The organism is Enterobacter cloacae complex sp. 342H5, assembly GCF_050030905.1.
In the GTDB taxonomy this organism is placed as follows: Bacteria; Pseudomonadota; Gammaproteobacteria; order Enterobacterales; family Enterobacteriaceae; genus Enterobacter; species Enterobacter intestinihominis.
Genome location: NZ_JBLGVB010000001.1, coordinates 3,853,848 through 3,876,867, shown reverse-complemented (window position 1 = coordinate 3,876,867; position 23,020 = coordinate 3,853,848). Strand labels below are relative to the sequence as shown.

The 23,020-nt window shown below is 55.7% G+C and carries 27 protein-coding genes, 1 tRNA gene and 1 pseudogene; 14 read left to right on the top strand and 15 right to left on the bottom strand.

Features of this window, described 5'->3' with window-relative positions; translation table 11 throughout:
* The first annotated feature begins 337 nt into the window (after positions 1-337).
* The 10 genes and pseudogenes from ACQG03_RS18525 (at position 338) to ACQG03_RS18480 (ending at position 6,204) form a co-directional block, all read left to right on the top strand.
* Complete coding sequence (locus tag ACQG03_RS18525; RefSeq protein WP_063163851.1) at positions 338-1,285, top strand: ankyrin repeat domain-containing protein; 948 nt, start codon at positions 338-340, stop codon at positions 1,283-1,285.
* A 166-nt stretch (positions 1,286-1,451) separates the two neighbouring features.
* On the top strand, positions 1,452-2,315 hold the full coding sequence (locus tag ACQG03_RS18520; protein ID WP_063163852.1) for a GTPase family protein: 864 nt from the start codon (positions 1,452-1,454) through the stop codon (positions 2,313-2,315).
* A 91-nt stretch (positions 2,316-2,406) separates the two neighbouring features.
* Positions 2,407-2,745, top strand: a pseudogene (locus tag ACQG03_RS18515) (DUF932 domain-containing protein); the annotation flags it as partial.
* Positions 2,746-3,038: 293 nt separating this feature from the next.
* Positions 3,039-3,278 carry a DUF905 domain-containing protein gene (locus ACQG03_RS18510; protein WP_063163853.1) on the top strand — a complete coding sequence of 80 codons (240 nt, stop codon included), beginning with the start codon at positions 3,039-3,041 and terminating at the stop codon, positions 3,276-3,278.
* Positions 3,279-3,376: 98 nt separating this feature from the next.
* Entirely contained in the window at positions 3,377-3,835 is a 459-nt protein-coding gene (locus ACQG03_RS18505; protein WP_063163854.1) for an antirestriction protein, read from the top strand.
* Between the two features lie 15 nt (positions 3,836-3,850).
* A complete protein-coding gene (gene radC, locus ACQG03_RS18500) occupies positions 3,851-4,327 on the top strand; it encodes a RadC family protein (protein ID WP_063163855.1) in 477 nt (158 codons plus the stop codon).
* Between the two features lie 8 nt (positions 4,328-4,335).
* Positions 4,336-4,557, top strand: coding sequence for a DUF987 domain-containing protein (locus tag ACQG03_RS18495; RefSeq protein WP_000691995.1), 222 nt, complete (start codon positions 4,336-4,338; stop codon positions 4,555-4,557).
* Between the two features lie 18 nt (positions 4,558-4,575).
* Positions 4,576-4,893, top strand: coding sequence for a type IV toxin-antitoxin system YeeU family antitoxin (locus ACQG03_RS18490; RefSeq protein ID WP_063163856.1), 318 nt, complete (start codon positions 4,576-4,578; stop codon positions 4,891-4,893).
* Positions 4,894-4,913: 20 nt separating this feature from the next.
* The gene (locus ACQG03_RS18485; protein WP_050150735.1) at positions 4,914-5,255 is read left to right on the top strand and encodes a TA system toxin CbtA family protein; all 342 of its coding nucleotides are present in this window, start codon (positions 4,914-4,916) and stop codon (positions 5,253-5,255) included.
* 115 nt (positions 5,256-5,370) lie between these two features.
* Entirely contained in the window at positions 5,371-6,204 is an 834-nt protein-coding gene (locus ACQG03_RS18480; RefSeq protein ID WP_063163857.1) for a DUF4942 domain-containing protein, read from the top strand.
* Positions 6,205-6,306: 102 nt separating this feature from the next.
* On the opposite strand, the gene ACQG03_RS18475 is transcribed toward ACQG03_RS18480, so the two are convergent.
* Positions 6,307-6,382 (bottom strand) — tRNA-Ile (locus ACQG03_RS18475).
* Positions 6,383-6,506: 124 nt separating this feature from the next.
* On the opposite strand from ACQG03_RS18475, the gene mug reads away from it, so the two are divergent.
* Positions 6,507-7,013, top strand: coding sequence for a G/U mismatch-specific DNA glycosylase (gene mug / locus ACQG03_RS18470; protein ID WP_023298636.1), 507 nt, complete (start codon positions 6,507-6,509; stop codon positions 7,011-7,013).
* 100 nt (positions 7,014-7,113) lie between these two features.
* On the opposite strand, the gene rpoD is transcribed toward mug, so the two are convergent.
* The 3 genes from rpoD to rpsU all read right to left on the bottom strand — a co-directional run bounded on the left by rpoD (position 7,114) and on the right by rpsU (position 11,188).
* On the bottom strand, positions 7,114-8,958 hold the full coding sequence (rpoD, locus tag ACQG03_RS18465) for an RNA polymerase sigma factor RpoD (RefSeq protein WP_006812010.1): 1,845 nt from the start codon (positions 8,956-8,958) through the stop codon (positions 7,114-7,116).
* Positions 8,959-9,111: 153 nt separating this feature from the next.
* Positions 9,112-10,857: a DNA primase gene (dnaG, locus tag ACQG03_RS18460; RefSeq protein ID WP_003862574.1), complete on the bottom strand. Its 1,746-nt coding sequence runs from the start codon at positions 10,855-10,857 to the stop codon at positions 9,112-9,114.
* 115 nt (positions 10,858-10,972) lie between these two features.
* Positions 10,973-11,188: a 30S ribosomal protein S21 gene (gene rpsU, locus ACQG03_RS18455; RefSeq protein WP_001144069.1), complete on the bottom strand. Its 216-nt coding sequence runs from the start codon at positions 11,186-11,188 to the stop codon at positions 10,973-10,975.
* Positions 11,189-11,424: 236 nt separating this feature from the next.
* Here rpsU and tsaD point away from each other — a divergent pair, with 236 nt between their 5' ends.
* On the top strand, positions 11,425-12,438 hold the full coding sequence (gene tsaD / locus ACQG03_RS18450; RefSeq protein ID WP_048966111.1) for a tRNA (adenosine(37)-N6)-threonylcarbamoyltransferase complex transferase subunit TsaD: 1,014 nt from the start codon (positions 11,425-11,427) through the stop codon (positions 12,436-12,438).
* A gap of 87 nt (positions 12,439-12,525) precedes the next feature.
* On the opposite strand, the gene ureG is transcribed toward tsaD, so the two are convergent.
* The 10 genes from ureG to plsY form a co-directional block, all read right to left on the bottom strand.
* Positions 12,526-13,143: an urease accessory protein UreG gene (gene ureG / locus ACQG03_RS18445; RefSeq protein WP_023298635.1), complete on the bottom strand. Its 618-nt coding sequence runs from the start codon at positions 13,141-13,143 to the stop codon at positions 12,526-12,528.
* Positions 13,144-13,152: 9 nt separating this feature from the next.
* Entirely contained in the window at positions 13,153-13,827 is a 675-nt protein-coding gene (locus tag ACQG03_RS18440; protein ID WP_048966110.1) for an urease accessory protein UreF, read from the bottom strand.
* Positions 13,827-14,366, bottom strand: coding sequence for a HupE/UreJ family protein (locus ACQG03_RS18435; RefSeq protein WP_015571909.1), 540 nt, complete (start codon positions 14,364-14,366; stop codon positions 13,827-13,829). Before ACQG03_RS18435 ends, ACQG03_RS18440 begins: the two co-directional genes overlap by 1 nt.
* Positions 14,367-14,375: 9 nt before the next feature.
* A complete protein-coding gene (gene ureE / locus ACQG03_RS18430) occupies positions 14,376-14,840 on the bottom strand; it encodes an urease accessory protein UreE (protein WP_017384028.1) in 465 nt (154 codons plus the stop codon).
* 9 nt (positions 14,841-14,849) lie between these two features.
* Positions 14,850-16,553: an urease subunit alpha gene (gene ureC, locus ACQG03_RS18425; protein WP_063163858.1), complete on the bottom strand. Its 1,704-nt coding sequence runs from the start codon at positions 16,551-16,553 to the stop codon at positions 14,850-14,852.
* Positions 16,546-16,860, bottom strand: a complete 315-nt coding sequence (locus ACQG03_RS18420) for an urease subunit beta (RefSeq protein ID WP_015571906.1) — start codon at positions 16,858-16,860, stop codon at positions 16,546-16,548. The genes ureC and ACQG03_RS18420 overlap by 8 nt, the downstream gene beginning before the upstream one ends.
* Positions 16,861-16,870: 10 nt before the next feature.
* Positions 16,871-17,173: an urease subunit gamma gene (locus ACQG03_RS18415; RefSeq protein ID WP_003862556.1), complete on the bottom strand. Its 303-nt coding sequence runs from the start codon at positions 17,171-17,173 to the stop codon at positions 16,871-16,873.
* A 10-nt stretch (positions 17,174-17,183) separates the two neighbouring features.
* The gene (locus ACQG03_RS18410; protein ID WP_058646838.1) at positions 17,184-18,011 is read right to left on the bottom strand and encodes an urease accessory protein UreD; all 828 of its coding nucleotides are present in this window, start codon (positions 18,009-18,011) and stop codon (positions 17,184-17,186) included.
* A 155-nt stretch (positions 18,012-18,166) separates the two neighbouring features.
* Positions 18,167-19,633 carry an MFS transporter gene (locus tag ACQG03_RS18405; protein ID WP_023306976.1) on the bottom strand — a complete coding sequence of 489 codons (1,467 nt, stop codon included), beginning with the start codon at positions 19,631-19,633 and terminating at the stop codon, positions 18,167-18,169.
* A 91-nt stretch (positions 19,634-19,724) separates the two neighbouring features.
* A complete protein-coding gene (gene plsY / locus ACQG03_RS18400) occupies positions 19,725-20,339 on the bottom strand; it encodes a glycerol-3-phosphate 1-O-acyltransferase PlsY (protein WP_022649440.1) in 615 nt (204 codons plus the stop codon).
* 107 nt (positions 20,340-20,446) lie between these two features.
* On the opposite strand from plsY, the gene folB reads away from it, so the two are divergent.
* Positions 20,447-20,824 (top strand): bifunctional dihydroneopterin aldolase/7,8-dihydroneopterin epimerase, encoded by a 378-nt coding sequence (gene folB / locus ACQG03_RS18395; protein ID WP_023306975.1) that lies wholly within the window; start codon positions 20,447-20,449, stop codon positions 20,822-20,824.
* A 98-nt stretch (positions 20,825-20,922) separates the two neighbouring features.
* Positions 20,923-21,744: an undecaprenyl-diphosphate phosphatase gene (gene bacA, locus ACQG03_RS18390; protein WP_003862545.1), complete on the top strand. Its 822-nt coding sequence runs from the start codon at positions 20,923-20,925 to the stop codon at positions 21,742-21,744.
* Positions 21,745-21,757: 13 nt separating this feature from the next.
* On the opposite strand, the gene ACQG03_RS18385 is transcribed toward bacA, so the two are convergent.
* The gene (locus ACQG03_RS18385; protein ID WP_023306974.1) at positions 21,758-22,999 is read right to left on the bottom strand and encodes a multifunctional CCA addition/repair protein; all 1,242 of its coding nucleotides are present in this window, start codon (positions 22,997-22,999) and stop codon (positions 21,758-21,760) included.
* Positions 23,000-23,020: the final 21 nt, after the last annotated feature.

Sequence of the window (23,020 nt, the reverse complement as noted above, 5' to 3'; positions counted from 1 at the left end):
CGGACAGATAGTTTTGGAACTACCCGTGGCAGTAATGGAAGCGTATCACGTACTGATTCCTTTGGAACAACGAGGGTAACTAACGCTAACGGCGAGAATACAACCTACCGTACCGATTCATTTGGTACCACCCGAGGGAGCGATGGGACGGTATCACGCACTGATAGTTTTGGTACTACGCGAATAACGGATGCTCAAGGAAGTACAACTACATGCCGGACGGATTCGTTTGGCACGACCAGGTGTAATTAGGTTGCTGAATCATTCTGGTCATGATGGCAACAAGCGGTAATTCAGATGAGCGGGAGTTTTCCATGTTAACTGTACGAGTGATTGTATGACACCAGCCAATGATGTTCTGTCCAAACAGATCAGTGAATTAGCATACAAGGGCCAATGGGAGCCTCTGTTAAACGTACTAGAAAACTACCCCTCTTTCATCAATGCTGCCTCGGAAAAAGGCTATACACCTTTGCATCAGGCGGCGTGGCATGGTGCTAAACGTCCGGTTATTGGCAAACTTCTCAGGATGGGGGCTGACAAAACTCTCGCAACGTATAACAAGCTGCAGACCCCCTTAGATATTGCTCTCGAAAAAAATCCGTCCCGAAAAGATCTCCTTTATTTGCTGCACCCTCAACCCAGAACACTCTCACAGCTGATGCGAAAAATGATTGAGGATCAGCTTATTCATTTTCAAACTTATGATGAAAATATGGTGCTTTATGAGCGACTACTTTTCTTATTCAATGAATATGATGTATTTGAGCTGGGACATAATGATAAAAATCGATTCTTGTCTGCATTTTCTGCGCTGACAGGTATTCAGTTAGATGAGGTTATTGCTGATAATAATCAAGAAGTACAAAGGTCTGGGCTGGATTTAAGATTTTGGTTCAATCAATTTATGCCTGTCCTTCAAAAACTTTCTGTACAAAAAAACACTATCCCACTGGAGAAAAGTTGGATCACTGTTGCTGACTTAATGATTCCTGATTTGGATGGCTGGGGTTATCGGGGGGATCCTTCACTGTGGCGTGAAATGCGTCAGTCTTTATCGCGAGTTCCCGTTCCAGACAACCGAATTGAGCTCGAAACGATTTTACTCAACTCAGCTCAGTCTATAATGAATGCGACCTTTTCAACCGAGCATGGGGTTTTTGTAAAACGCTTTAGCCACGGTGGAATGAGTAGTGGCTGGGTATCGTTTGAATTCTGGACCACAAATGCAATTCCGGGCATTTTACAACGTGCTAAATGGCTTAAAGAGTCATGGCGATATTAGTTATACACCAAAAGTTTTTAGGTTACTTATTGTTTTAAGTAGATTACTAATCTGTATCGGTAACTTATAAAAACATTCAGATATATATCATTCTCCTGAACATACCTAATTAACGGCGGAATCTCACGGTTCTGCTGTTTTTATATTCATTTTCAGAGGAGTAATGATGAAAAAATCTGAAGGCTTGCAGTCGCTGCAGAGGTCGCTTTCTGGCCTGCCACAGTGGGCATCAGAGCGTATTCTGCAACAGATAAACCAGCTTGCTCACTACGAGCCAGTGATCGGCATTATGGGTAAAACCGGAGCGGGAAAGAGTAGCCTTTGCAATGCCCTATTTGCTGGAGAGGTATCGCCGGTCAGCGATGTGGAGGCCTGTACCCGTGAACCACTGCGCTTTCGCCTGCAGGTTGGCGACCGCTATATGACGCTGGTGGATCTGCCCGGCGCTGGAGAAAGTAGCGTTCGCGATACCGAGTATGCTGCGCTGTACCGCGAACAACTTTCCCGGCTCGATCTGGTACTGTGGTTGATTAAGGCAGATGACCGGGCGCTGGCAGTAGATGAGCATTTTTATCATCAGGTGATTGGGGAGGCATTCCGGCATAAGGTGCTGTTTGTTATCAGCCAGTCGGACAAGACTGAACCCACCAGCGGTAGTGGTCAATTGTCCACGGCGCAGAAGCAGAATATCAGCCGCAAAATCTGCCTGCTGCACGAGCTGTTTCAACCTGTACATCCGGTGTGTGCGGTGTCGGTCCGTCTGCAGTGGGGGTTACGGGTGATGGCCGAGCGGATGATAAAGTGTCTGCCACGTGAGGCCAGTAGCCCGGTGGTGGCGCAACTGCAGTCTCCCTTTCGCACAACGACAGTCCAGGAAAAAGCACGTGACGATTTTGGTGAAACGGTCGGCGCGGTACTGGACACGGTAAGTGCTTTCCCACTGATACCGGCTCCGGTACGGGCCGTAATACAGGCCGTCCGTAACACCGTGGTGTCCGTTGCCCGGGCTGTCTGGAATTTCTTCTTCTGAACGTTTAACGCCTGCCTGTTCTTTCCCGAGCCCTGTCGCTAGTGCGGCAGGGCTTTCTTTATTTGTTTTACCCGTATTGAAGAGTCTGCTTATGACCCGTCTGGCTTCGCGCTTTGGCGCAGCAAACCTTATCCGTCGTGATCGTCCGTTAACCCGTGAAGAGTTGTTCCGCGTGGTACCCAGCGTATTCAGCGATGACAAATATGAATCCCGTAGTGAAAGATACACATATATACCCACCATCTCTTTGCTGGATAGCCTGCAGCAGGAGGGCTTCCAGCCGTTCTTTGCGTGTCAGACCCGTGTGCGATCAGGCCGGAGAGAAACTGACCATCAGTTGCAGCTACAAAAAGATGGTTGTGGTCGGCAGGTTCCGAAAGAGGATTACCGCGCCACCTCTGATGAAGGAATGAGCAGGGTGTATCTTCTGATAAACAATGAAAAATACTCGCTTGAGAATGAAATTTTGCTTCCTGGCGAGGTCGTTCCGGCTCAGGTGGCTTTTGAAGCGCTGAAGCACACAGGAGCAAAAGACAAACTGGCCTTCACCGCCTTACAGTCAGGAGAATCGAAACCGTTCAGTGCCCGTGGTCTTCACGATGCGCTGAAAGATATCACCTGGCAGGATTGTCTCGATCAACCCTGACGCCTTTTCACATAAGTCATTCGACCAGCCCTGTTGCACATGTGCAACAGGGCTTTTTGCTTTTTGAGGTCATCATCATGCCTGAATCCCCGTTACTACCGCCCGGTTCTTTCACCCGGCAGCACGCCGAAGCCATTATCAGTCGTTACCACAACGTCACCATCGAAGATGACCAGACCACGCATTTTCGTCTGGTTGTGCGCGACGATGATGGCGGCATGGTCTGGCGTGCCTGGAATTTTGAGCCCGATGCCGGTGCAGAACTTACCCCATATATCAGGCGCTATGGCATCCGCAGGTCGTTACTCACCGACTGACAAACCCCATTCCCGACAGCCACATCTCCCGGACCATCCTTTATTAACCCACACGCCAGCCATCGCGGCTGGCACTTTTTATTGACGGAGACATTTACATGACAACAGCGACACAATACGACCTTGTACCCGCTAACGAATCCGATTTCAAACTCACAGTAACGCAGGTTCCCGACGAACAGCGTCTCGATTTCTGGCCACAGCACTTTGGCTCTATCCCACAATGGATAACGCTGGAACCCCGCATTTTTGCCTGGATGGACCGCTTCTGTGATGAGTACAACGGTGGTATCTGGTCCTTTTATACGCTCAGCAATGGCGGTGCGTTTATGGCTCCTGATGCTGAAGGTGACGATAAATGGCATCTGTTCAACGGCATGAACGGCAATGGTGCGGAAATGAGCGCAGAAGCCGCAGGTATCGCTGTCTGTCTTATTGAATACAGCCATCACGCCTGTCGTACAGAATGTGACGCCATGACCGCACACTATTATCGCCTGCGGGACTATGCCCTGCAGCATCCTGAAGCTCACGCCATTCTGTGCATCATCGACTGACCGGAGGTACAACGAATGAAACAGCTTTCCTTTTTACCCGGCGAGATAACGCCACAGGACTGGCGTCTCATCCAGCGTGCCCTCAGGATTCTGGACCGGCATCTGCATGAGCCCGGGGTAGCCTTCACCTCCACCCAAGCCGTACGTGAATGGCTGCGACTGCATATGGCCGCGCTTGAGCGGGAAGAGTTCCGGGTGCTGTATCTGGATAATCAGAACCAGCTTATCGCCCATGAGACCCTCTTTAGTGGCACGATTAACCGCACCGAGGTCCATCCCCGGGAAGTGGTCAAACGTGCACTGCACTTCAATGCAGCGGCGGTGATACTGGCGCATAACCATCCTTCCGGCGAGACAACGCCCAGCCAGGCTGATAAAACCCTCACGCAGCGGCTGGTACAGACACTTCAACTGGTGGATATCCGCGTACCTGACCATCTGATTGTTGGTGGCAGGCAAATCTACTCGTTCGCAGAACACGGTCTGCTGTGAGGTATTACATGAAAATTATCAGTAAACGCCGGGCAATGACGATATACCGCCAGCATCCTGAGTCCCGAATCTTTCGTTACTGCACCGGAAAATATCAGTGGCACGGTAGCGTTTGTCATTACACCGGCAGGGACGTTCCGGATATCACTGGAGTCCTGGCTGTATACGCCGAACGCCGCCAGGACCGCAACGGGCCTTATGCCTGCCTGATGAGCATCACCCTGAACTGACAATAGTGGAGAACTGTAATGAGCAACATCACTTGGGGCTTGCAGCGCGATATCATGCCGCGCCTGGGAACACGTCTGGTGCAGGAGGGCAACCGGCTGCACTACCTAGCTGACCGGGCCAGTATCACCGGTAAGTTCAGTGACGCCGAATGCCAGAAGCTGGATGAAACATTCCCGCACTTTATCAGCCAGATGGAATCGATGCTGACCACCGGTGAACTGAATCCCCTACACGTTCATTGCGTCACCCTGTACCACACCGGTTTTACCTGCGAAGCCGACACCCTCGGCAGTTGCGGCTACGTATACATCGCCATTTATCCCACTAAGCGCTAATTACTTTCACGAGAGCAAGCATGAAACCTCAATCTGCAGCAACTTCGCGGGCGGTAAAACCCTGCCTGTCCCCCGTGGCTATCTGGCAAATTCTACTGACACGCCTGCTGGAGCAACACTATGGCTTGACTCTGAACGACACGCCGTTCAGGGATGAATCCGTTATACAGGAACATATCGATGCAGGTATCACGCTGGCCAATGCCGTTAACTTTCTGGTGGAAAAATACGAGCTTGTTCGTATCGATCGCAGAAGGTTTAGTTGGCAGGAACAATCACCTTATCTTCGGGCTGTAGATATTCTGCGAGCACGGCAGGCAACTGGCTTGTTGCGGCAAAGCCGTAACAACGTAGTACGGTGAATATTGCGTACAACCTTCCTGATTTAAATTTCTGAGCTTTCTCCCTTGTTTACATATTGCATAATGCGCCTGCCATTACCCAGCGGGCGCGTTTGCTTTTTAAGGACAAAATGTCATGCAAACTAAAGCTGAAGTATTAACCGATCATAGCGAGCTAATTTGCTCGACCTGTATTGAACGCATAGTGACAGGCCGCGATACAGCACTAAAACAGATCGAGCAACTCATCCAGCAACTTGATGCCATTTCACAGCTAACCTCAGAAATTGGCGGTGGTACAGCGCAAGACTGGGCGATGAAAGCCGGGCATCGTTACGATAGCTGGATGACCGAAAAGGTCGATAAAGCACTGCCTGTCGTTACCCGCAATATTGACCGTAGTATCTGGCGCGATTTGATGTTGAAGTCTGGCATGATGGCCTTGATGGATGCTCAGGCCCGTGACCAGTGGCATAAGAACCTGGAGGAGGGGGATCTGCCTGCCATCAGCGAGGCGAATATCCTGAGTACTTTTGAGCAGCTACATCTGAACAAAATGGATGTATTTGAGCGTGGCATTATCAATGTCTTCAAAGGGCTGTCGTGGGATTACAAAACCAATAGTCCCTGCAGCTTTGGTAAAAAGATCATCGTCAACAATTTGGTGACGCATAACCGCTGGGGATTTAGTTTGAACTGGGGTTGGCGACGGGATCAACTAGCGGACCTGGAACGAATGTTATTTCTGCTGGATGGTAAACCGATACCCGATAACCGTGGTGATGTTACTACTCGATTGATGGAGCATATTCGGGATAACCCTTCGAAGGATGTTTACGAAGATGATTTTTTCAGTATACGTTACTTCCAGAAAGGAACCGCGCACATCACTTTTAAACGTATCGACCTGACAGAAAAGATGAATGATATCGTGGCGAAGCACTATCCGGGGATGCTGGCAGCGAGATGAAGAGGGCAGGGAGGCAATTCCTTACCTGACCCATTACCTGACCCGATTCGTATAAAACGAAAAAGGAGTCAGATGATTTCTCATCTAACTCCTTATTTTATCTGGTGGCCCCTGTTGGGTTTGAACCAACGACCAAGCGATTATGAGTCGCCTGCTCTAACCACTGAGCTAAGGGGCCGTGGCGGTGAATTATAAAGTAACTCCCCTCATCAATCCAGCCATTCACACCTGCCTGCTGTTTTTATAAACAACGCATAATCAATCCTTTATACTTATCTTAAGATGCATAGACAGGAGTAGAGATGATCAACGATATTCTGGCCCCTGGCCTGCGGGTGGTGTTCTGCGGAATCAACCCGGGCAAGTCCTCGGCGCACACCGGTTTTCACTTTGCTCATCCGGGAAATCGCTTCTGGAAGGTGATCCACCAGGCCGGTTTTACCGACAAACAGCTTAAGCCGGAAGAAGAGCAGCAGCTGCTGGATACGCGCTGTGGCATCACCATGCTGGTCGAGCGTCCAACGGTGCAGGCGAGCGAAGTAAATCTGCATGAGCTGCGTACTGGCGGGCGGGAACTGGTGAAGAAGATTGAAGACTACCAGCCCGCGGCGCTGGCGATCCTCGGCAAGCAGGCCTACGAGCAGGCGTTCAGCCAGCGCGGTGCGAAGTGGGGTAAGCAGAACATTACCATTGGCGTAACGCAGGTTTGGGTGTTGCCGAATCCGAGCGGGCTGAACAGGGCGACGCTGGACAAGCTGGTGGAGGCGTATCGGGAACTTGATGAGGCGCTGGTGGTGAGGGGGCTTTAGCTCCTCTGCGGCCTGATGCCCTCACCCTGGTCCTCTCCCACAGGGAGAGGGAATAAACAAAAAAAGCTCCCGATTGGGAGCTTTTCCATTTCAGGACCGATTAATCGTCCAGGAAGCTACGCAGCACTTCAGAGCGGCTCGGATGGCGCAGCTTACGCAGCGCCTTCGCTTCGATCTGACGGATACGTTCGCGGGTCACGTCAAACTGTTTACCCACTTCTTCCAGCGTGTGGTCGGTGTTCATATCGATACCGAAACGCATACGCAGCACTTTCGCTTCACGGGCGGTCAGGCCAGCCAGCACGTCGTGCGTAGCGGCACGCAGGCTCTCGGTGGTGGCAGAGTCCAGCGGCAGCTCGAGGGTAGTATCCTCGATGAAATCACCCAGATGCGAATCTTCATCATCACCAATTGGTGTTTCCATGGAGATTGGCTCTTTAGCGATTTTCAGCACTTTACGGATCTTGTCTTCCGGCATCAGCATGCGTTCAGCCAGCTCTTCCGGCGTCGGCTCGCGACCCATCTCCTGCAACATCTGGCGAGAAATACGGTTGAGCTTGTTGATGGTCTCAATCATATGCACCGGAATACGGATGGTGCGCGCCTGGTCTGCGATAGAGCGGGTGATCGCCTGACGGATCCACCAGGTAGCATAGGTGGAGAACTTGTAACCACGACGGTATTCAAACTTATCTACCGCTTTCATCAGACCGATGTTGCCTTCCTGAATCAGATCCAGGAACTGCAGGCCACGGTTGGTGTATTTCTTGGCGATAGAGATAACCAGACGTAAGTTCGCTTCAACCATCTCTTTCTTAGCACGGCGGGCTTTCGCTTCACCGATAGACATACGACGGTTGATGTCTTTCACCTGCTCGATGGTCAGGCCGGTCTCTTCTTCAATCTGATGCAGCTTTTGCAGGCCGCGCTGTACGTCTTCTTTCACGTCGTGCAGCTTTTCAGACCACGGCTTGTTCATCGCGATAGCGGCGTTGAACCAGGTTTCGCTGGTTTCATTGCCGGTGAAGAGGGTGATGAAATTCTTCTTCGGCATTTTGCACTGTTCAACACACAGCTTCATGATGATACGTTCCTGGGTACGTACGCGATCCATCATCACGCGCATGCTGTTCACCAGGTAGTCGAACTGTTTTGGCACCAGGCGGAACTGTTTGAACACTTCCGACAGCTTCAGGATCTCTTCCTGAGCGGCAGCATGGCTGCGGCCTTTCGCTTTGATGGTGTCACGCGTCACTTCGTACTGAGTACGCAGCTCGGCAAACTTCTCGCGCGCCAGTTCAGGGTCGATGCTGTTGTCGTCGTCGCTGCTGTCGTCGTCTTCTTCTTCATCTTCGTCTTCGTCGTCATCCATCTCTTCCTGAGACAGCTCAGAACCGACGTGAGTGGCGGTTGGCGCCATATCTTCTTCAGCGTTCGGGTCGACAAAGCCAGTGATCAGATCGGACAGACGCGCTTCTTCCGCTTCAACGCGATCGTACTGCTCCAGCAGATAGGTAATCGCTTCCGGGTATTCGGCAACAGAGCACTGAACCTGGTTGATCCCGTCTTCGATGCGTTTTGCGATGTCAATTTCGCCTTCGCGGGTCAACAGTTCAACGGTACCCATTTCACGCATGTACATGCGGACCGGGTCAGTGGTACGCCCGATTTCAGATTCCACGCTGGACAGTACCTGTGCAGCAGCTTCTTCCGCATCTTCGTCAGTGTTGTTGGAGGTTTCAGCCAGCAACAGATCATCGGCATCCGGTGCTTCTTCCATCACCTGAATGCCCATGTCATTGATCATTTGGATGATATCTTCGATCTGATCTGAATCGACGATATCTTCCGGCAGATGGTCATTGACCTCGGCATAGGTCAGATAGCCTTGCTCCTTACCGCGTTGGACAAGAAGTTTCAGCTGTGACTGCGGGTTTTGCTCCATAAGACGGTATCCACACTTAATTCGTTTGATTGGTGTCGGCGATAGGGCTGCCAACCTTTAAAGCGAGGGCGTACTTATATTTTTGCCGCTGCCTCTCAGTGCGGCTGCCGGGGGCTTCCCGATCGATATTCGGCACTTAAGCCGTTAAATTTTTTATTTCTTCGCCAGTTCCTGGTTAATCATCCAGAGCTCCCGGCGTTCTTCGCTGCTTAAGCCATGGGTGCGCTCGCGAGCTATCAACTCTTCCTGGCGCAACTCAAGCATCGAATCAAACATATGGTTGAGTGAGTCGGTGAACGTTTTTTCTGCGATATCCTTATCTGCTATATCGTCCCACATCGACAGTTTTTCAAGGGTAGCGGCCTCTTTTGTGCCGCGATAATGCTCTAAAAGTTGTCCGGTGGTCAGACCTGGCTGCGACAAACAAGTGTTGACCAATTCTGAAAATAAGCCAAGTCCGGGCAATTTTTCGTGGTTCAAACCCGCCAGTGACGGCACTTGCGGAGCAAGTTCGGGGTTTTGCACCAGCAACCCTATCAGTATACGCATGGTTGTGCGTTTTAGCTGAGGCGCGGGGCGTACCGTGCCGTTTTCAGCCTGTTTAGGCATTAAACGTTCAAGCTGGCTGTCATCCAGAATGCCGAGCTTGTTGCCTAACTCCTGACGCAGATAGATGCGCAGCGTTTCGCCGGGCACCTGGCTGATTAACGGCAACGCCAGCGTGCTGAGCTGCGCGCGCCCGTCAGGGGTACTCAAATCCACCTGCGGCATCAGGCTGTTAAACAGAAACGTGGAGAGCGGCTGAGCCTGCTCCATCCGCGCTTCAAATGCCGCTTTGCCCTCTTTACGCACCAGCGTATCCGGGTCTTCACCGTCGGGCAGGAACATAAAGCGTAGCTGACGCCCGTCGGTCATATACGGCAACGCGGTTTCCAGCGCTCGCCAGGCGGCGTCGCGTCCTGCGCGGTCACCGTCGTAACAGCAAATCACGTTGTTGGTGACGCGGAACAGCAACTGGATATGGTCCGCCGTGGTGGACGTTCCCAGCGACGCAACGGCATAGTTAATGTCGTACTGCGCCAGCGCAACAACATCCATATAGCCTTCGACGACCAGAAGACGCGGAGGTTCCGCATTATCCTGCTGTGCCTCATAAAGACCGTAAAGCTGGCGGCCCTTATGGAAAATATCGGTTTCCGGGGAGTTAAGGTATTTCGGCAGGGCATCACCCAGCACGCGACCACCAAAACCTATCACCCGGCCACGCTTGTCGCGGATCGGGAACATCACCCGTTCACGGAAGCGGTCGTAGCTTCGTCCCTGGTCGTTGGTGACCAGCATGCCTGCGTCGATGAGGGATTTACGATCTTCGCTATTGCCGCCAAAACGCTTTAACACGTTGTCCCAGCCGGGCGGGGCGTAACCAATAGCGAAACGCGCAATCACATCGTCGCTCAGTCCGCGCTTGTTCAGATACTGACGCGCAGGCTCAGCCGCAGAGTGCTTAAGAGACTGTTGGTAAAACGAATTCAGGCCATCCATCAACTGATATAGCGTTTGCCGCTGATGGCGCTCGATCTGACTTGGCCCACTGCCTGCTTCATACGGCACTTCAAGGTTATGCATCGCCGCCAGCTCTTCGACGGTTTCAACGAACTCGAGCTTATCGTAGTTCATCAAAAAATCGACGGCATTACCGTGTGCGCCACAGCCGAAGCAATGGTAGAACTGCTTTTCACCGTTTACGGTGAAAGAGGGGGTTTTTTCGTTATGGAACGGACAGCACGCATGGTAGTTCTTGCCCTGCTTTTTTAGCTTCACCCGCGCGTCGATGAGATCGACGATGTCGGTTCTGGCAAGCAGGTCATTGATGAAAACGCGTGGGATTCTTCCGGCCATATGCCCCAAAAATTTAAGCGACTTATAAACGAAAACAAGCCGCGCATTCCTTCCGGAAGCACGGCCTTACGACTACAACTCTGTCTGTCAATTGAGGGCTGTGGCCCTCAACAGATTAGTACAGACGAGTACGGCGTGCGTTTTCGCGAGCCAGTTTCTTCGCGTGACGTTTCACAGCGGAAGCTTTAGCGCGCTTACGTTCGGTCGTTGGTTTTTCATAAAACTCACGACGACGAACTTCAGCCAGAACACCTGCTTTCTCGCATGAACGTTTGAAGCGACGCAGTGCTACGTCGAACGGCTCGTTTTCACGTACTTTAATTACCGGCATGTAACTCTCACCTTTAATAAATTCGGTTTGCCGCTGGCATCAACGCCAGCTTATTTCAAAATGGTGCGGAATTTTACTGCAAATGCTGCTGCTTTGTAAAGCACCGATGCGATTTTGAAAGGGACTTTTATAAGGGGGAAGAGTATACACGAGGCTTCTTCCTGGGGCGAACAAAGTTTTACATCAACCCGCCCAGGCTCTACACTGCGCGGTATTGAAACGAGGTAAAACAAGTCATGCGTGTACTGGGTATTGAAACATCCTGCGATGAAACCGGCATCGCGATTTACGACGACGAAAAAGGGCTTCTGGCCAACCAACTGTATAGTCAGGTGAAATTGCACGCTGACTACGGCGGCGTCGTGCCTGAACTGGCCTCTCGTGACCACGTGCGTAAAACGGTTCCCCTGATTAAGGCGGCGCTGAAAGAGGCCGGGTTGAGTGCAAAAGATATTGATGCCGTGGCCTATACTGCAGGACCGGGCCTGGTTGGCGCGCTGCTGGTCGGCGCAACGGTAGGGCGTTCGCTGGCCTTCGCGTGGGACGTTCCGGCCATTCCGGTTCACCATATGGAAGGACATCTTCTGGCTCCGATGCTGGAAGCCAATCCGCCAGCGTTCCCGTTTGTGGCGCTGCTGGTCTCCGGCGGTCATACGCAGCTGATTAGCGTAACGGGCATTGGCAAGTATGAGCTGCTGGGCGAATCGATCGACGACGCGGCCGGTGAAGCCTTCGACAAAACCGCCAAGCTGCTGGGCCTGGATTATCCTGGCGGCCCGATGCTGTCGAAAATGGCCGCGCAGGGAACGGAAGGGCGCTTTGTCTTCCCGCGTCCGATGACCGATCGTCCGGGGCTGGATTTTAGTTTCTCCGGTCTGAAAACCTTCGCGGCGAACACCATTCGCAATAACGACGACAGCGAGCAGACGCGTGCCGACATCGCCCGCGCGTTCGAAGATGCGGTGGTGGATACGCTGATGATCAAGTGCAAGCGTGCGCTGGATCAGACGGGCTTTAAGCGCCTGGTGATGGCCGGTGGCGTGAGCGCCAACCGTACGCTGCGCGCGAAGCTTGCCGAAATGATGCAAAAGCGTCGTGGGGAAGTGTTCTACGCGCGTCCGGAATTTTGTACCGATAACGGGGCGATGATCGCCTACGCCGGGATGGTGCGCCTCAACGCTGGCGCCACGGCTGACCTGAGCGTGTCCGTGCGTCCGCGCTGGCCGCTGGCGGAGCTGCCTGAGGCGTAAGTCTTTTGCCCGGTGGCGCTGCGCTTACCGGGTCTGCAAAAATCGTAGGCCGGGTCAGGCGAAGCCGCCACCCGGCAATAAACCGCACTACATCCGCAGCATCCCTTTCTCTTCCAGAAACGCAATGATCGTCGCCAGCCCGTCACCCGCTTTCAGGTTGGTAAAGGTCCACGGACGCTCGCCGCGCATGCGATTAGTGTCGCGCTCCATTACCTCCAGCGACGCCCCCACGTACGGCGCGAGGTCGGTTTTATTGATCACCAGAAAATCGGATTTGGTGATCCCCGGCCCGCCCTTGCGCGGAATTTTTTCCCCTTCGGCCACGTCGATCACGTAGATGGTGAGGTCCGCCAGCTCCGGGCTGAAGGTCGCGCTCAGGTTATCCCCGCCGCTTTCGACGAAGATCAGATCCAGATTGCCGAACTTCTCGCTCAACGCTTCCACCGCCGCCAGGTTCATTGAGGCATCTTCGCGGATGGCGGTGTGCGGACAGCCGCCCGTTTCCACCCCTACGATGCGCTCTGGCTCAAGCGCACCCGCCTCGGTCAGGATGCGCTGATCCTCTTTGGTGTAGATATCGTTAGTCACCACCGCAAGATGATAGGTGTCGCGCATCGCCTTGCAGAGCGCTTCCAGCAGGGCGGTTTTCCCCGACCCTACCGGGCCGCCCACGCCAACGCGCAGGGGATGTTTGTAATCAGCCATATTGACTCCTCAGGAACGGAATAGTCGTGAATATTGGGTTTCGTGGCGTGCGGAGGCGATGGCGGACAGCGGCGTAGCTGCCCCCAGCGCGTCGTCGCCACGTAAAAATGCCTGTTCAAACCCGGCGGCAAAATGGTCGCTCAGGTCGATAATCAGCTGTTGTGCTGCCTGCTGCCCAAACGGCACCAGCTTGACGCCCGCCATCACCGCGCTCTCAATCCAGCTGTAGCCGAGGCTCAGCGCCAGCTCGCGCGCGCTAATGCCCCAGCGCACGCCGAGCCACGCCATACCGCCGAGCTGGCTCTGCATCAACAGCGGCAGCCATTCTGGCGGGCAGGCGGGTTCCCAGCTTTTAACCAGGCGCGTAAAGGCTGCGCCGCGGTTGCGTTCTTCCTCGCGCAGTTCGCGCGTTTCCCGACAGGCGAGCAGGTATGCCGTCCAGCGTTTTGCTGTCGCGACCTCCTGCTTCTCGCAGGCATGATACAGGCGGATAAACAGCGGCAGGTCGACGCAGAAAAAGCTCTGCTCCATCTGCTGGATCTGCCAGCGCCTGAAGGCCTCAGCGTCCGTGATCCACCCGGCCTCGACAGCCCACTCCAGCCCCTGTGACCAGGTAAACGAACCGACCGGCAGGCTACTGCTGGAGAGCTGCATCAGGCGCAGCCGCTGGCGGGCGTGCTCCATCAGCTCATCAACGCCAGCAGGGCAGAGACGATCAGCCCGCCGCCGAAGGTTTTACGCAGGCCGTCGTGACGGCGCAGGAGCAGCCCTGCCGCGAAGCTGGCACACAGCACCGTGGCGCTGGCTAACATAAACCCGCTGGTGAAGAGCCAGAAGCTGTGGCCGGACATCTCCACGCCGTGCGCCCAGCCGTGGAACATCGCCAGGGCTGGCACCGCCAGCAGCAGGCGATTTTCAGTCTTAAACATCATCACGCCGCAGACCGCCAGCGAGGCGATAATCAGCATCTCCATGCCGCTAAAGCCGCCGAGCAGGCTGCCCGCAACGGCACCAGCAAGCATCATGCCGAGCGTCGCTAACGGCAACAGCAGCTTGCGGCCGCTCAGGGCGGAGAGCACGCCAGCCCCCGTCAGCATCAGCAGGTGATCCAGCCCGGTCAGCGGATGGAGAAATCCTGCCTGAAAGCTGTCGGTCCCGTGGCCGGGATGGGCAAGCGCGGGAACGGAAAAAGCCAGCAGTAACAGCGGTAAGTACTTGCGCATGATGAGTCCTTAATGTGAATGAGCGTGAGAGTGGCTATGGCTGTGGGCATCGCTGGTGTAAGCGCCCGCTTCCGGTTCAAATGGCAGGCTGGCGAAGGTCACCTCCAGCCCGAACTGACGCAGCATATCGTCGAGGACGTGGTCGTGGTGGTAGCGCAGTTCGCCGGGCATGATTTGCAGCGGTACGTGACGATTGCCCAGGTGATAACAGGCGCGGGCGAGCAGGAACGGGTCGGCGCAGCGCACCACGGAAACCGACTCCGGGGCGGCGATCACTTCGATCACCTCGCTGCCATCGTCGGTAGTCAGCAGGTCGCCCCCGCGCAGCAGCAGGCCGCGCGGCAGCATTAGCCCGGCTTCGCGACCGTCGTTCAGCGCCACGCGGGCGCGGCTTTTTACCCGCACGTCAATCGGCAGCGTGACGCTGGCGGTAATTGGGTGCGCGTGGTCCAGGCGTTGGGTTAAATAAATCATCATCACTCCTCAAAACAGAAAATAGCGTTGCGCCATCGGCAAAACTTCTGCCGGTTCGCTGGTGATCAATTCGCCGTCGACGCGAACCTCATAGGTTTGCGAGTCAACGGTGATATTCGGCTGTAAATCGTTGTGGATCATGTCGGCCTTTTTCACCGTCCGGCAGCCTTTCACCACCGCGGTGGCGCTTTGCAATCCGAGCCGCTGCGGAATGCCGCTGACATCAGCGGCCTGCGAGACAAACGTTAGCCGCGTGGCGTGGCGTGCGGCACCAAGTGCACCAAACATCGGGCGGTAATGCACCGGCTGCGGCGTGGGGATCGAGGCGTTGATGTCGCCCATCGGCGCGCAGGCGATCATCCCGCCTTTGACGATGGTGGCCGGTTTGACGCCAAAGAAAGCGGGGGACCAGACCACCAGATCCGCCAGCTTGCCCGCCTCAATAGAACCGACCTCATGGGCGATGCCGTGGGTAAGAGCCGGATTAATGGTGTATTTGGCGACATAGCGCTTCACGCGGAAGTTGTCGTTCTCGCCTGTCTCTTCCGGCAATGCGCCGCGCTGCACCTTCATGCGGTGCGCCACCTGCCAGGTGCGGATAATCACTTCCCCCACGCGGCCCATGGCCTGTGAATCTGACGAGGTGAGCGAGAACGCGCCGATATCGTGCAGCACGTCTTCGGCGGCGATGGTTTCCCGACGAATACGGGATTCCGCAAATGCCACGTCCTCGGCGATATCCGGGTCGAGATGGTGACAGACCATCAGCATGTCCAGATGCTCGTCGATGGTATTCACCGTGTAGGGCAGCGTCGGGTTGGTGGAGGAGGGCAAAATATTCGGGTGCGCGCAGGCGGTGATGATATCCGGCGCATGGCCGCCGCCCGCCCCTTCGGTGTGGAAGGTGTGGATGGTGCGCCCGGCGATGGCAGCCAGCGTGTCTTCGACAAAACCGGACTCGTTCAGCGTGTCGCTGTGTAGCGCCACCTGAATATCCATCTCTTCAGCGACCTCCAGCGAGCAGTTGATTGCCGCAGGCGTCGCGCCCCAGTCTTCGTGGATCTTAAGCCCGATGGCGCCAGCCGCGATCTGCTCGCGCAGCGCGTCCGGGTTTGAACCGTTCCCTTTGCCCAGCAGGCCAATATTCACCGGCAGCGTATCGGCGGCCTGCAACATGCGGGCGATATACCACGGCCCCGGCGTGCAGGTGGTGGCGTTTGTACCTGCCGCAGGGCCGGTGCCGCCGCCGATCATGGTGGTGACGCCGGAGACCAGCGCCTCTTCCGCCTGCTGCGGACAGATCCAGTGGATGTGGGTGTCGATCCCGCCAGCGGTGACGATCTTCCCTTCTGCGGCGATCACCTCCGTTGCCGCGCCAATCGGGATCGTCACGCCGGGCTGAATGTCCGGGTTTCCGGCTTTGCCGACGGCGAAGATCCGCCCATCTTTTACGCCGATATCCGCTTTCACGATCCCCCAGTGATCGACGATCAGCGCGTTGGTGAGCACCAGATCCACGCAGTCGTCTGCGGTCATCTGCCCCTGTCCCATGCCGTCGCGGATCACTTTTCCGCCGCCGAATTTAACCTCTTCGCCGTAGATCGTGAGATCGTTTTCCACTTCGATCCACAGCTCGCTGTCGGCCAGCCGCACTTTATCCCCGGTAGTGGGGCCGAACATATCGGCATACGCCTGGCGTGAAATCTCAGCCATGTTTCACCTCGCCCATGACCTCGCCGCGAAAACCGAAAATGCGCTGCGCGCCCGTCACCTGCACCAGCGTCACTTCCCGCTTCTGGCCGGGTTCGAAGCGCACGGCAGTGCCGGCCGGGATGTTGAGTCGGTAGCCTCGGGTGGCTTCGCGATCGAATTTCAACGCCGGGTTGACCTCGTAAAAGTGGTAATGCGAGCCGACCTGGATCGGCCTGTCGCCGTGGTTTTCCACGATCACACTTCGGGTTTCGCGCCCGACGTTGAGCGCAATGTTGCCGGACTGGATCCGGTATTCGCCTGGGATCATCACGCGCTCCTTACACGATAGGATTGTGGACGGTGACGAGCTTGGATCCGTCCGGGAAGGTGGCTTCCACCTGTATATCCGGGATCATCTCCGGCACGCCCTCCATCACCTGATCGCGCGTCAGGACGTGGCGGCCGGCTTCCATCAGCGAGGCGACGGTTTCGCCATCGCGCGCGCCTTCCATAATAAAGGCGCTGATCAGCGCGACCGATTCCGGGTAGTTGAGCTTTACCCCGCGCGCGAGGCGGCGTTCGGCAACCAGCGCGGCGGTGAACAGCAACAGCTTGTCTTTTTCTCTGGGAGTCAGTTCCATAGCGTTTCTCTTATGTCTGCCAGATACGCGGCGAACAGGCGGTTTTGGGGGTTAAAAGCGGGCGAAGCGACTGCCAGATATCGCGCATCACCCGCTGGCAAATGAGGTTGTCGTGGGAGAGAAAACGCACCGACAGCAGGTCGTCGGTGAGCGTCGCCCCGCCAAAGTTTTCCAGCGGGGCGAGCCGCTCGCGCACTGTATCAAGATGAGCTTCCCGGGCCGGGTAGAACAGCAGCGTGCCGACCCACGAATGGCCTGCGGCGGGCGACAGATCGCCATCGTTAAGATGCAGTCGCTCAATCAAACGCGGCTCGCCATCCACCCACACCTCAAGGCGGCTCTCCAGCGTGCCGTGGCTGAAGGTTTCGTTTATCACCGGACGGCCCAGACAGTACAGCTCCCACGCCAGCAGCGTGCTGGTGGCCTTAAGATGGAAGACGGAACGCAGCGCGGCGTTAGCGCCGGGGAAAATTATGGTGTCCTGCGGCAGCCACTCCAGCGTGGCCTCTTCGTCGAGGTAAAATTGCTGATTCAGACAGGCCAGCGGGCCGCTGCTGCGATAGAACTTGCTGGCGCCGGGCATGGTGATGAGGGCATGGCTTTTGGCGTCGAGCCGCACGGAAATATCCAGCGTATCCCCGCCCACAATCCCGCCAGGTGGATGCAGCAGGTAAAGATGGCAGGTCTCGCCTTCAGGGTAAAACGGGCGCTGAACGGTGAGCGGCCCGGTGTGACGCGCGGAATGGAGGAGGGTTTTCTCAGGGGTATAACAAAACTGGAGGGCAAGCGTGGCCTGCCAGCCTTTGTATGAATTATCAGTGACCTGAGTTGCTAACATGGTGCTTCCATTTCCACACTATCGGGGTACGTTTCAGTATGCCCTGGCGGAAATGAAGGCTGTCATATGAGTCGCTTATGGATAAAAAACCGGCTCATGTGAGCCGGTTTCAGTAATGTAGGCCGGGTAAGCGCAGCGTCACCCGGCAAGAAAGGCTAGCGATAATCCTCTGCATCCACATCATACCCCGACGGCTCCCAGCGGATCGCCAGCAGCGATACCAGGCCGATAAACGGCGCCAGCGCAATCACCCAGAACACGGCGGTATCCAGCGACGCGACCAGTAGCGGGAACAGAAACAGTGACAGCGTTGAACTGCTGCGCATCAGCGTCTGGTTAAGCCCCACGCCCACGCCGCGCAGCGAGGTCGGGTAGCTCAAGGAGGCAAACGTCATGGTATGCGCACCCGGACCAAAACCCTGGCCAAACAGGAACAGCGCCAGCATCGCGACGGCGACCACGCCTTCCGTGGCCCCGTCAGGGCGGCCAATCAGCGCCAGACCGAGCAGCGCCACCAGCTGGCAGGCGTAACCCGCCAGTGACATTCGCCACGCGCCGAAGCGCGGAACATAGCGCACTGCCAGCAGCCCGCCGACAAACGCAAACAGCAGGTTAAGCGCCAGCGAGATCAGAATGGTGGTCAGCATCGACTGCACAAAGAAGCTGGAAATGATCACCGGCAGGCCAAAGGCTACGGCGTTATAGGCGAACGAGGAGACAACCGACAGCAGCGTGGCGAGCGTGGTACGCCGCAGGTAGATACCGCGGAACAGATTCAGGTAGTTCGACCATTTTGCCTTATTGACCACCGGCGCGGGCTGGTCAAGCGCATCCTGCGGCACGTGGGCATTAATGTTGTACGACTGCCGCAGGATGGACGCCGCCTCCTTCAGATTGCCCTGATTCGCCGCCCAGACCGGGGATTCGCTCATATAGCGGCTGCGGATGGCGATAATCACCAGCGCGGGCACCGCGCCGAAGCCAAGGATCAGACGCCAGAGCCAGTCGCTGTGGCCTTCCGGCAGCACGGCGTAGAAGAAGAGCACCAGAAGATAAGAGATGCTGATGGCCGCATACCAGGTGGGGCACCACATTGCCACGCTGGAGGCTTTATTCCCCGGGCCTTTCAGCCTGGCGAACTCGCTGAGAAACGCCATCGCCACGGGAAGGTCGATCCCGACGCCAAGACCCATCACAAAGCGTGCGCCCGCCAGCACATATTCGTTCGGAGCCAGCGCACAGGCGATGGCGGCGACGACAAAGAACACCATGTCGGCCATAAAGACGCGGTAGCGCCCGATTTTATCCGTAAGATAGCCGCCGAGCAGCGCCCCGACAATGGCACCAAAGGTAATGGCTGAAGCCACCATGCCGGTACCAGCGGGCGTCAGGTTAAATTCGCGGGTGATGTCTTTGATGCCGAATGCCAGCGCGCCGAGATCGTAGGCATCGAGAAAAATTCCCCCGAGCGCGATACCGACCACGATGCGGGCATTGGCCCGGCCCTGAGAGCCGTCATTAACGAGACGTGAAACGTCCGATGCGCTGCGTACCCACTTGATGTCGCCATCCGGGGTGTTTCCTGCCGTTGGGAGGGGAGTTGTGTCTGTGATTTCTGCCATTTTCTTTTATGTGGTTGTGTTGTGTACCTAACAGTTACCACAGGCAGAAGGGGACAAAAATCACATTTGGTTATAAGGCATAACGAACGGTTTACTGAGCGTCTTTCTTTTTACGCTTGAGCTTCGTCCAGATTTTGGTTTCCTGGCGACGCCACAGGCGCTGAATGTTGTCATGATGACGCAGCAGGATCAGGCACGAGAGCATCGATACCGGGAAGGTAAACTGCGGTTTGAACCACCAGACATAAAACGGAGCGATCAGCGCGCTGACGATGGCGCCCAGCGATGAATAGCCGCTCAGCAGGATGGTCAGCAGCCAGGTGCCCGCCATCACGCCAGTGAGATCCCAGCCGATCGGCGCAATCGCGCCAAACGCGGTTGCAACGCCTTTACCGCCTTTAAAACCAAAGAAAACGGGCCAGATATGGCCGACGCAGGCGGCGATAGCAATCAGACCCAGCCAGAAGGGTGTGACGCCCAGCGCATACGCACCCCAGACGGGGAGCATTCCTTTCAGAACATCAAAAATCAAAACCGCTACGGCTGCTCCCTTGCCGCCAATTCGTAGTACATTGGTCGCCCCCGGATTCCCGGAACCACTTTCACGCGGGTCAGGCAACCCGGCGATGCGGCAGACCAGAATGGCGCTGGAGATTGAGCCGCAAAGGTAGGCGAGGATAATCATTCCAGGCGCGATTGCACTCATAACGCTGTTCCGTTTTGAAAATGTATCTGTATTCTCAGCATCTGTGGATAATACGCATAATTCGCCGGAAGTGGTATCCGGTTTAGCCAAAAAGCAGGCAGGTCGTGATGGATATTGTATTTATAGAGCAACTTTCGGTAATCACCACAATTGGTGTTTACGACTGGGAACAGACCATCGAGCAGAAACTGGTGTTCGATATCGAAATGGGCTGGGATAACCGCAAGTCAGCAAAAAGCGATGATGTGAATGACTGTCTGAGCTACGCCGACATCAGTGAAGCGGTCATCGGCCACGTGGAAGGACAACGTTTTGCGCTGGTGGAACGCGTGGCGGAAGAGGTGGCAGACCTGCTGCTGAGCAAATTTAACTCCCCGTGGGTGCGCATCAAACTAAGCAAGCCGGGCGCGGTGGCGCGCGCCGCCAACGTGGGCGTGATTATCGAGCGTGGCACAAATCTGAAAGGGAAAGATTTAACGTCATAATAGCTAAACCATTTTAGGTTATATCGGTCTTAAAGCTGTATCTTTCACGGTTGTCCGCGTGGGACACCGTTTTTTTATATCTTTTTAGGGGTTTATAGATGAGCGATATGCACTCGCTGCTGGTGGCGGCAATTCTGGGTGTGGTCGAAGGATTGACGGAGTTTTTGCCGGTGTCCAGTACGGGCCATATGATTATCGTTGGCCATCTCCTGGGCTTTGAAGGCGATACCGCAAAGACGTTTGAGGTGGTGATTCAGCTGGGCTCTATTCTGGCGGTGGTCGTCATGTTCTGGCGTCGTCTGTTTGGTCTGATCGGCATCCACTTCGGGCGTTTACCGCAGCGTGAAGGAGAGGGCAAGGGGCGCCTGACGCTGATTCATATTCTGCTGGGGATGATCCCGGCGGTGGTGCTGGGGCTGGTGTTCCACGACACCATAAAATCGCTTTTCAACCCGATTAACGTGATGTACGCGCTGGTCGTCGGCGGCTTCCTGCTGATTGCCGCCGAAGTGCTGAAGCCAAAAACACCGCGTGCAGAAGGTCTGGACGATATGACGTATCGCCAGGCGTTTATGATTGGCTGCTTCCAGTGTCTGGCGCTGTGGCCGGGCTTCTCCCGTTCAGGGGCAACCATTTCCGGCGGGATGCTGATGGGCGTGAGCCGTTACGCGGCGTCTGAGTTCTCGTTCCTGCTGGCGGTACCGATGATGATGGGCGCCACCGCACTGGATCTCTACAAAAGCATCGGCTTCCTGACCGTAGGTGACATTCCGATGTTCGCCGTGGGCTTTATCACCGCCTTTATCGTGGCGCTGATTGCCATCAAAACCTTCCTGCAACTGATTAAGCGTATCTCGTTTATTCCGTTCGCGATCTACCGCTTTATCGTCGCGGCTGCCGTGTACGTGGTCTTCTTCTGATGACCGACCGCCCTCAGTCTTTCGGCTGAGGGCAACGTTTTTCCTTCCACGCCGCGACCGCATCAATCCGCCGTTTCGTCAGCTCTTCGCGGATCTCCGGGCCTTTAAACCCTGCCTCCACCACCTCTTTCGTTGGCACCGCTTTTGCGATTTCCCACGCCTCGCGCAGCAAACGACCCTGCGGATAATCGGACGCTTCAAACCCGGTACGGCCGCGCACGTCCGCTTCGCTGGTCAGCGCAATTTGCTCCACGCGCTGCGGCTTGCGCCAGGCGTCGATGTTATCGAACAGCCTGACGATGGTGGCGGGTTTCAGGATCGGGAAGGTGTGGATCAGGTCGTGGAACTCGGCGACCAGTTTTGCCAGATCGCGAATGTCATTCGGCACGCGCAGGCGCTGACAAAGCCCTTCAACCAGCTTCACGCCAGCCGGACCGTGCCCGTGGTGGCGTGGCCACAACTCCTTTGGCGTTAACCCTTTGCCGAGGTCATGGCAGAGGGTAGAAAAGCGCACGTCCACCTCCGGGCTGAGCATGGCGGCCATGCTCAGCGTCATCAGGGTGTGAATGCCGGTATCAATTTCCGGGTGCCATTTCGCCGGGGCGGGCACGCCAAACAGCGCATCTATTTCCGGGAACAGCACTTTCAGCGCCCCGCAGTCGCGCAGAACCAGGAAAAAGACCTGCGGATTACGGGTAGTCAGGGCGTTTTCGGTCTCTTTCCAGACGCGTTCTGGCGTCAGGTGTTCCAGCTCGCCCGCGTCGGTCATGGCCGTCATCAGCGCCATCGTCTCGTCGGCGATGCGGAAGCTGAGATGGGCATAACGGGCGGCAAAACGCGCCACGCGCAGTACGCGAAGCGGATCTTCAGAAAAGGCGGGGGAGATATGGCGTAAAAGACGGTCACGCAGATCGTTCTGGCCGCCGTAGACATCGATAATATGGCCGTTTTCGTCCTGCGCCAGGGCATTAATGGTGAGATCGCGGCGCAGTAAGTCCTGCTCCAGCGTCACATCCGGCGCGGCATAACAGGTGAAGCCGGTATAACCGGAACCGGATTTCCGTTCGGTACGCGCCAGGGCGTACTCTTCCCGGCTTTTCGGATGGAGGAACACAGGAAAATCGCGGCCTACCTGCTGGTAGCCCGCGTCAATCATCGCTTCGGGCGTGGCACCGACCACGACCCAATCTTTATCTTTGACCGGCAGACCTAATAACGCATCACGTACCGCACCACCGACCAGATAACTCTTCACGCCAACACTCCCGTTTTCTCT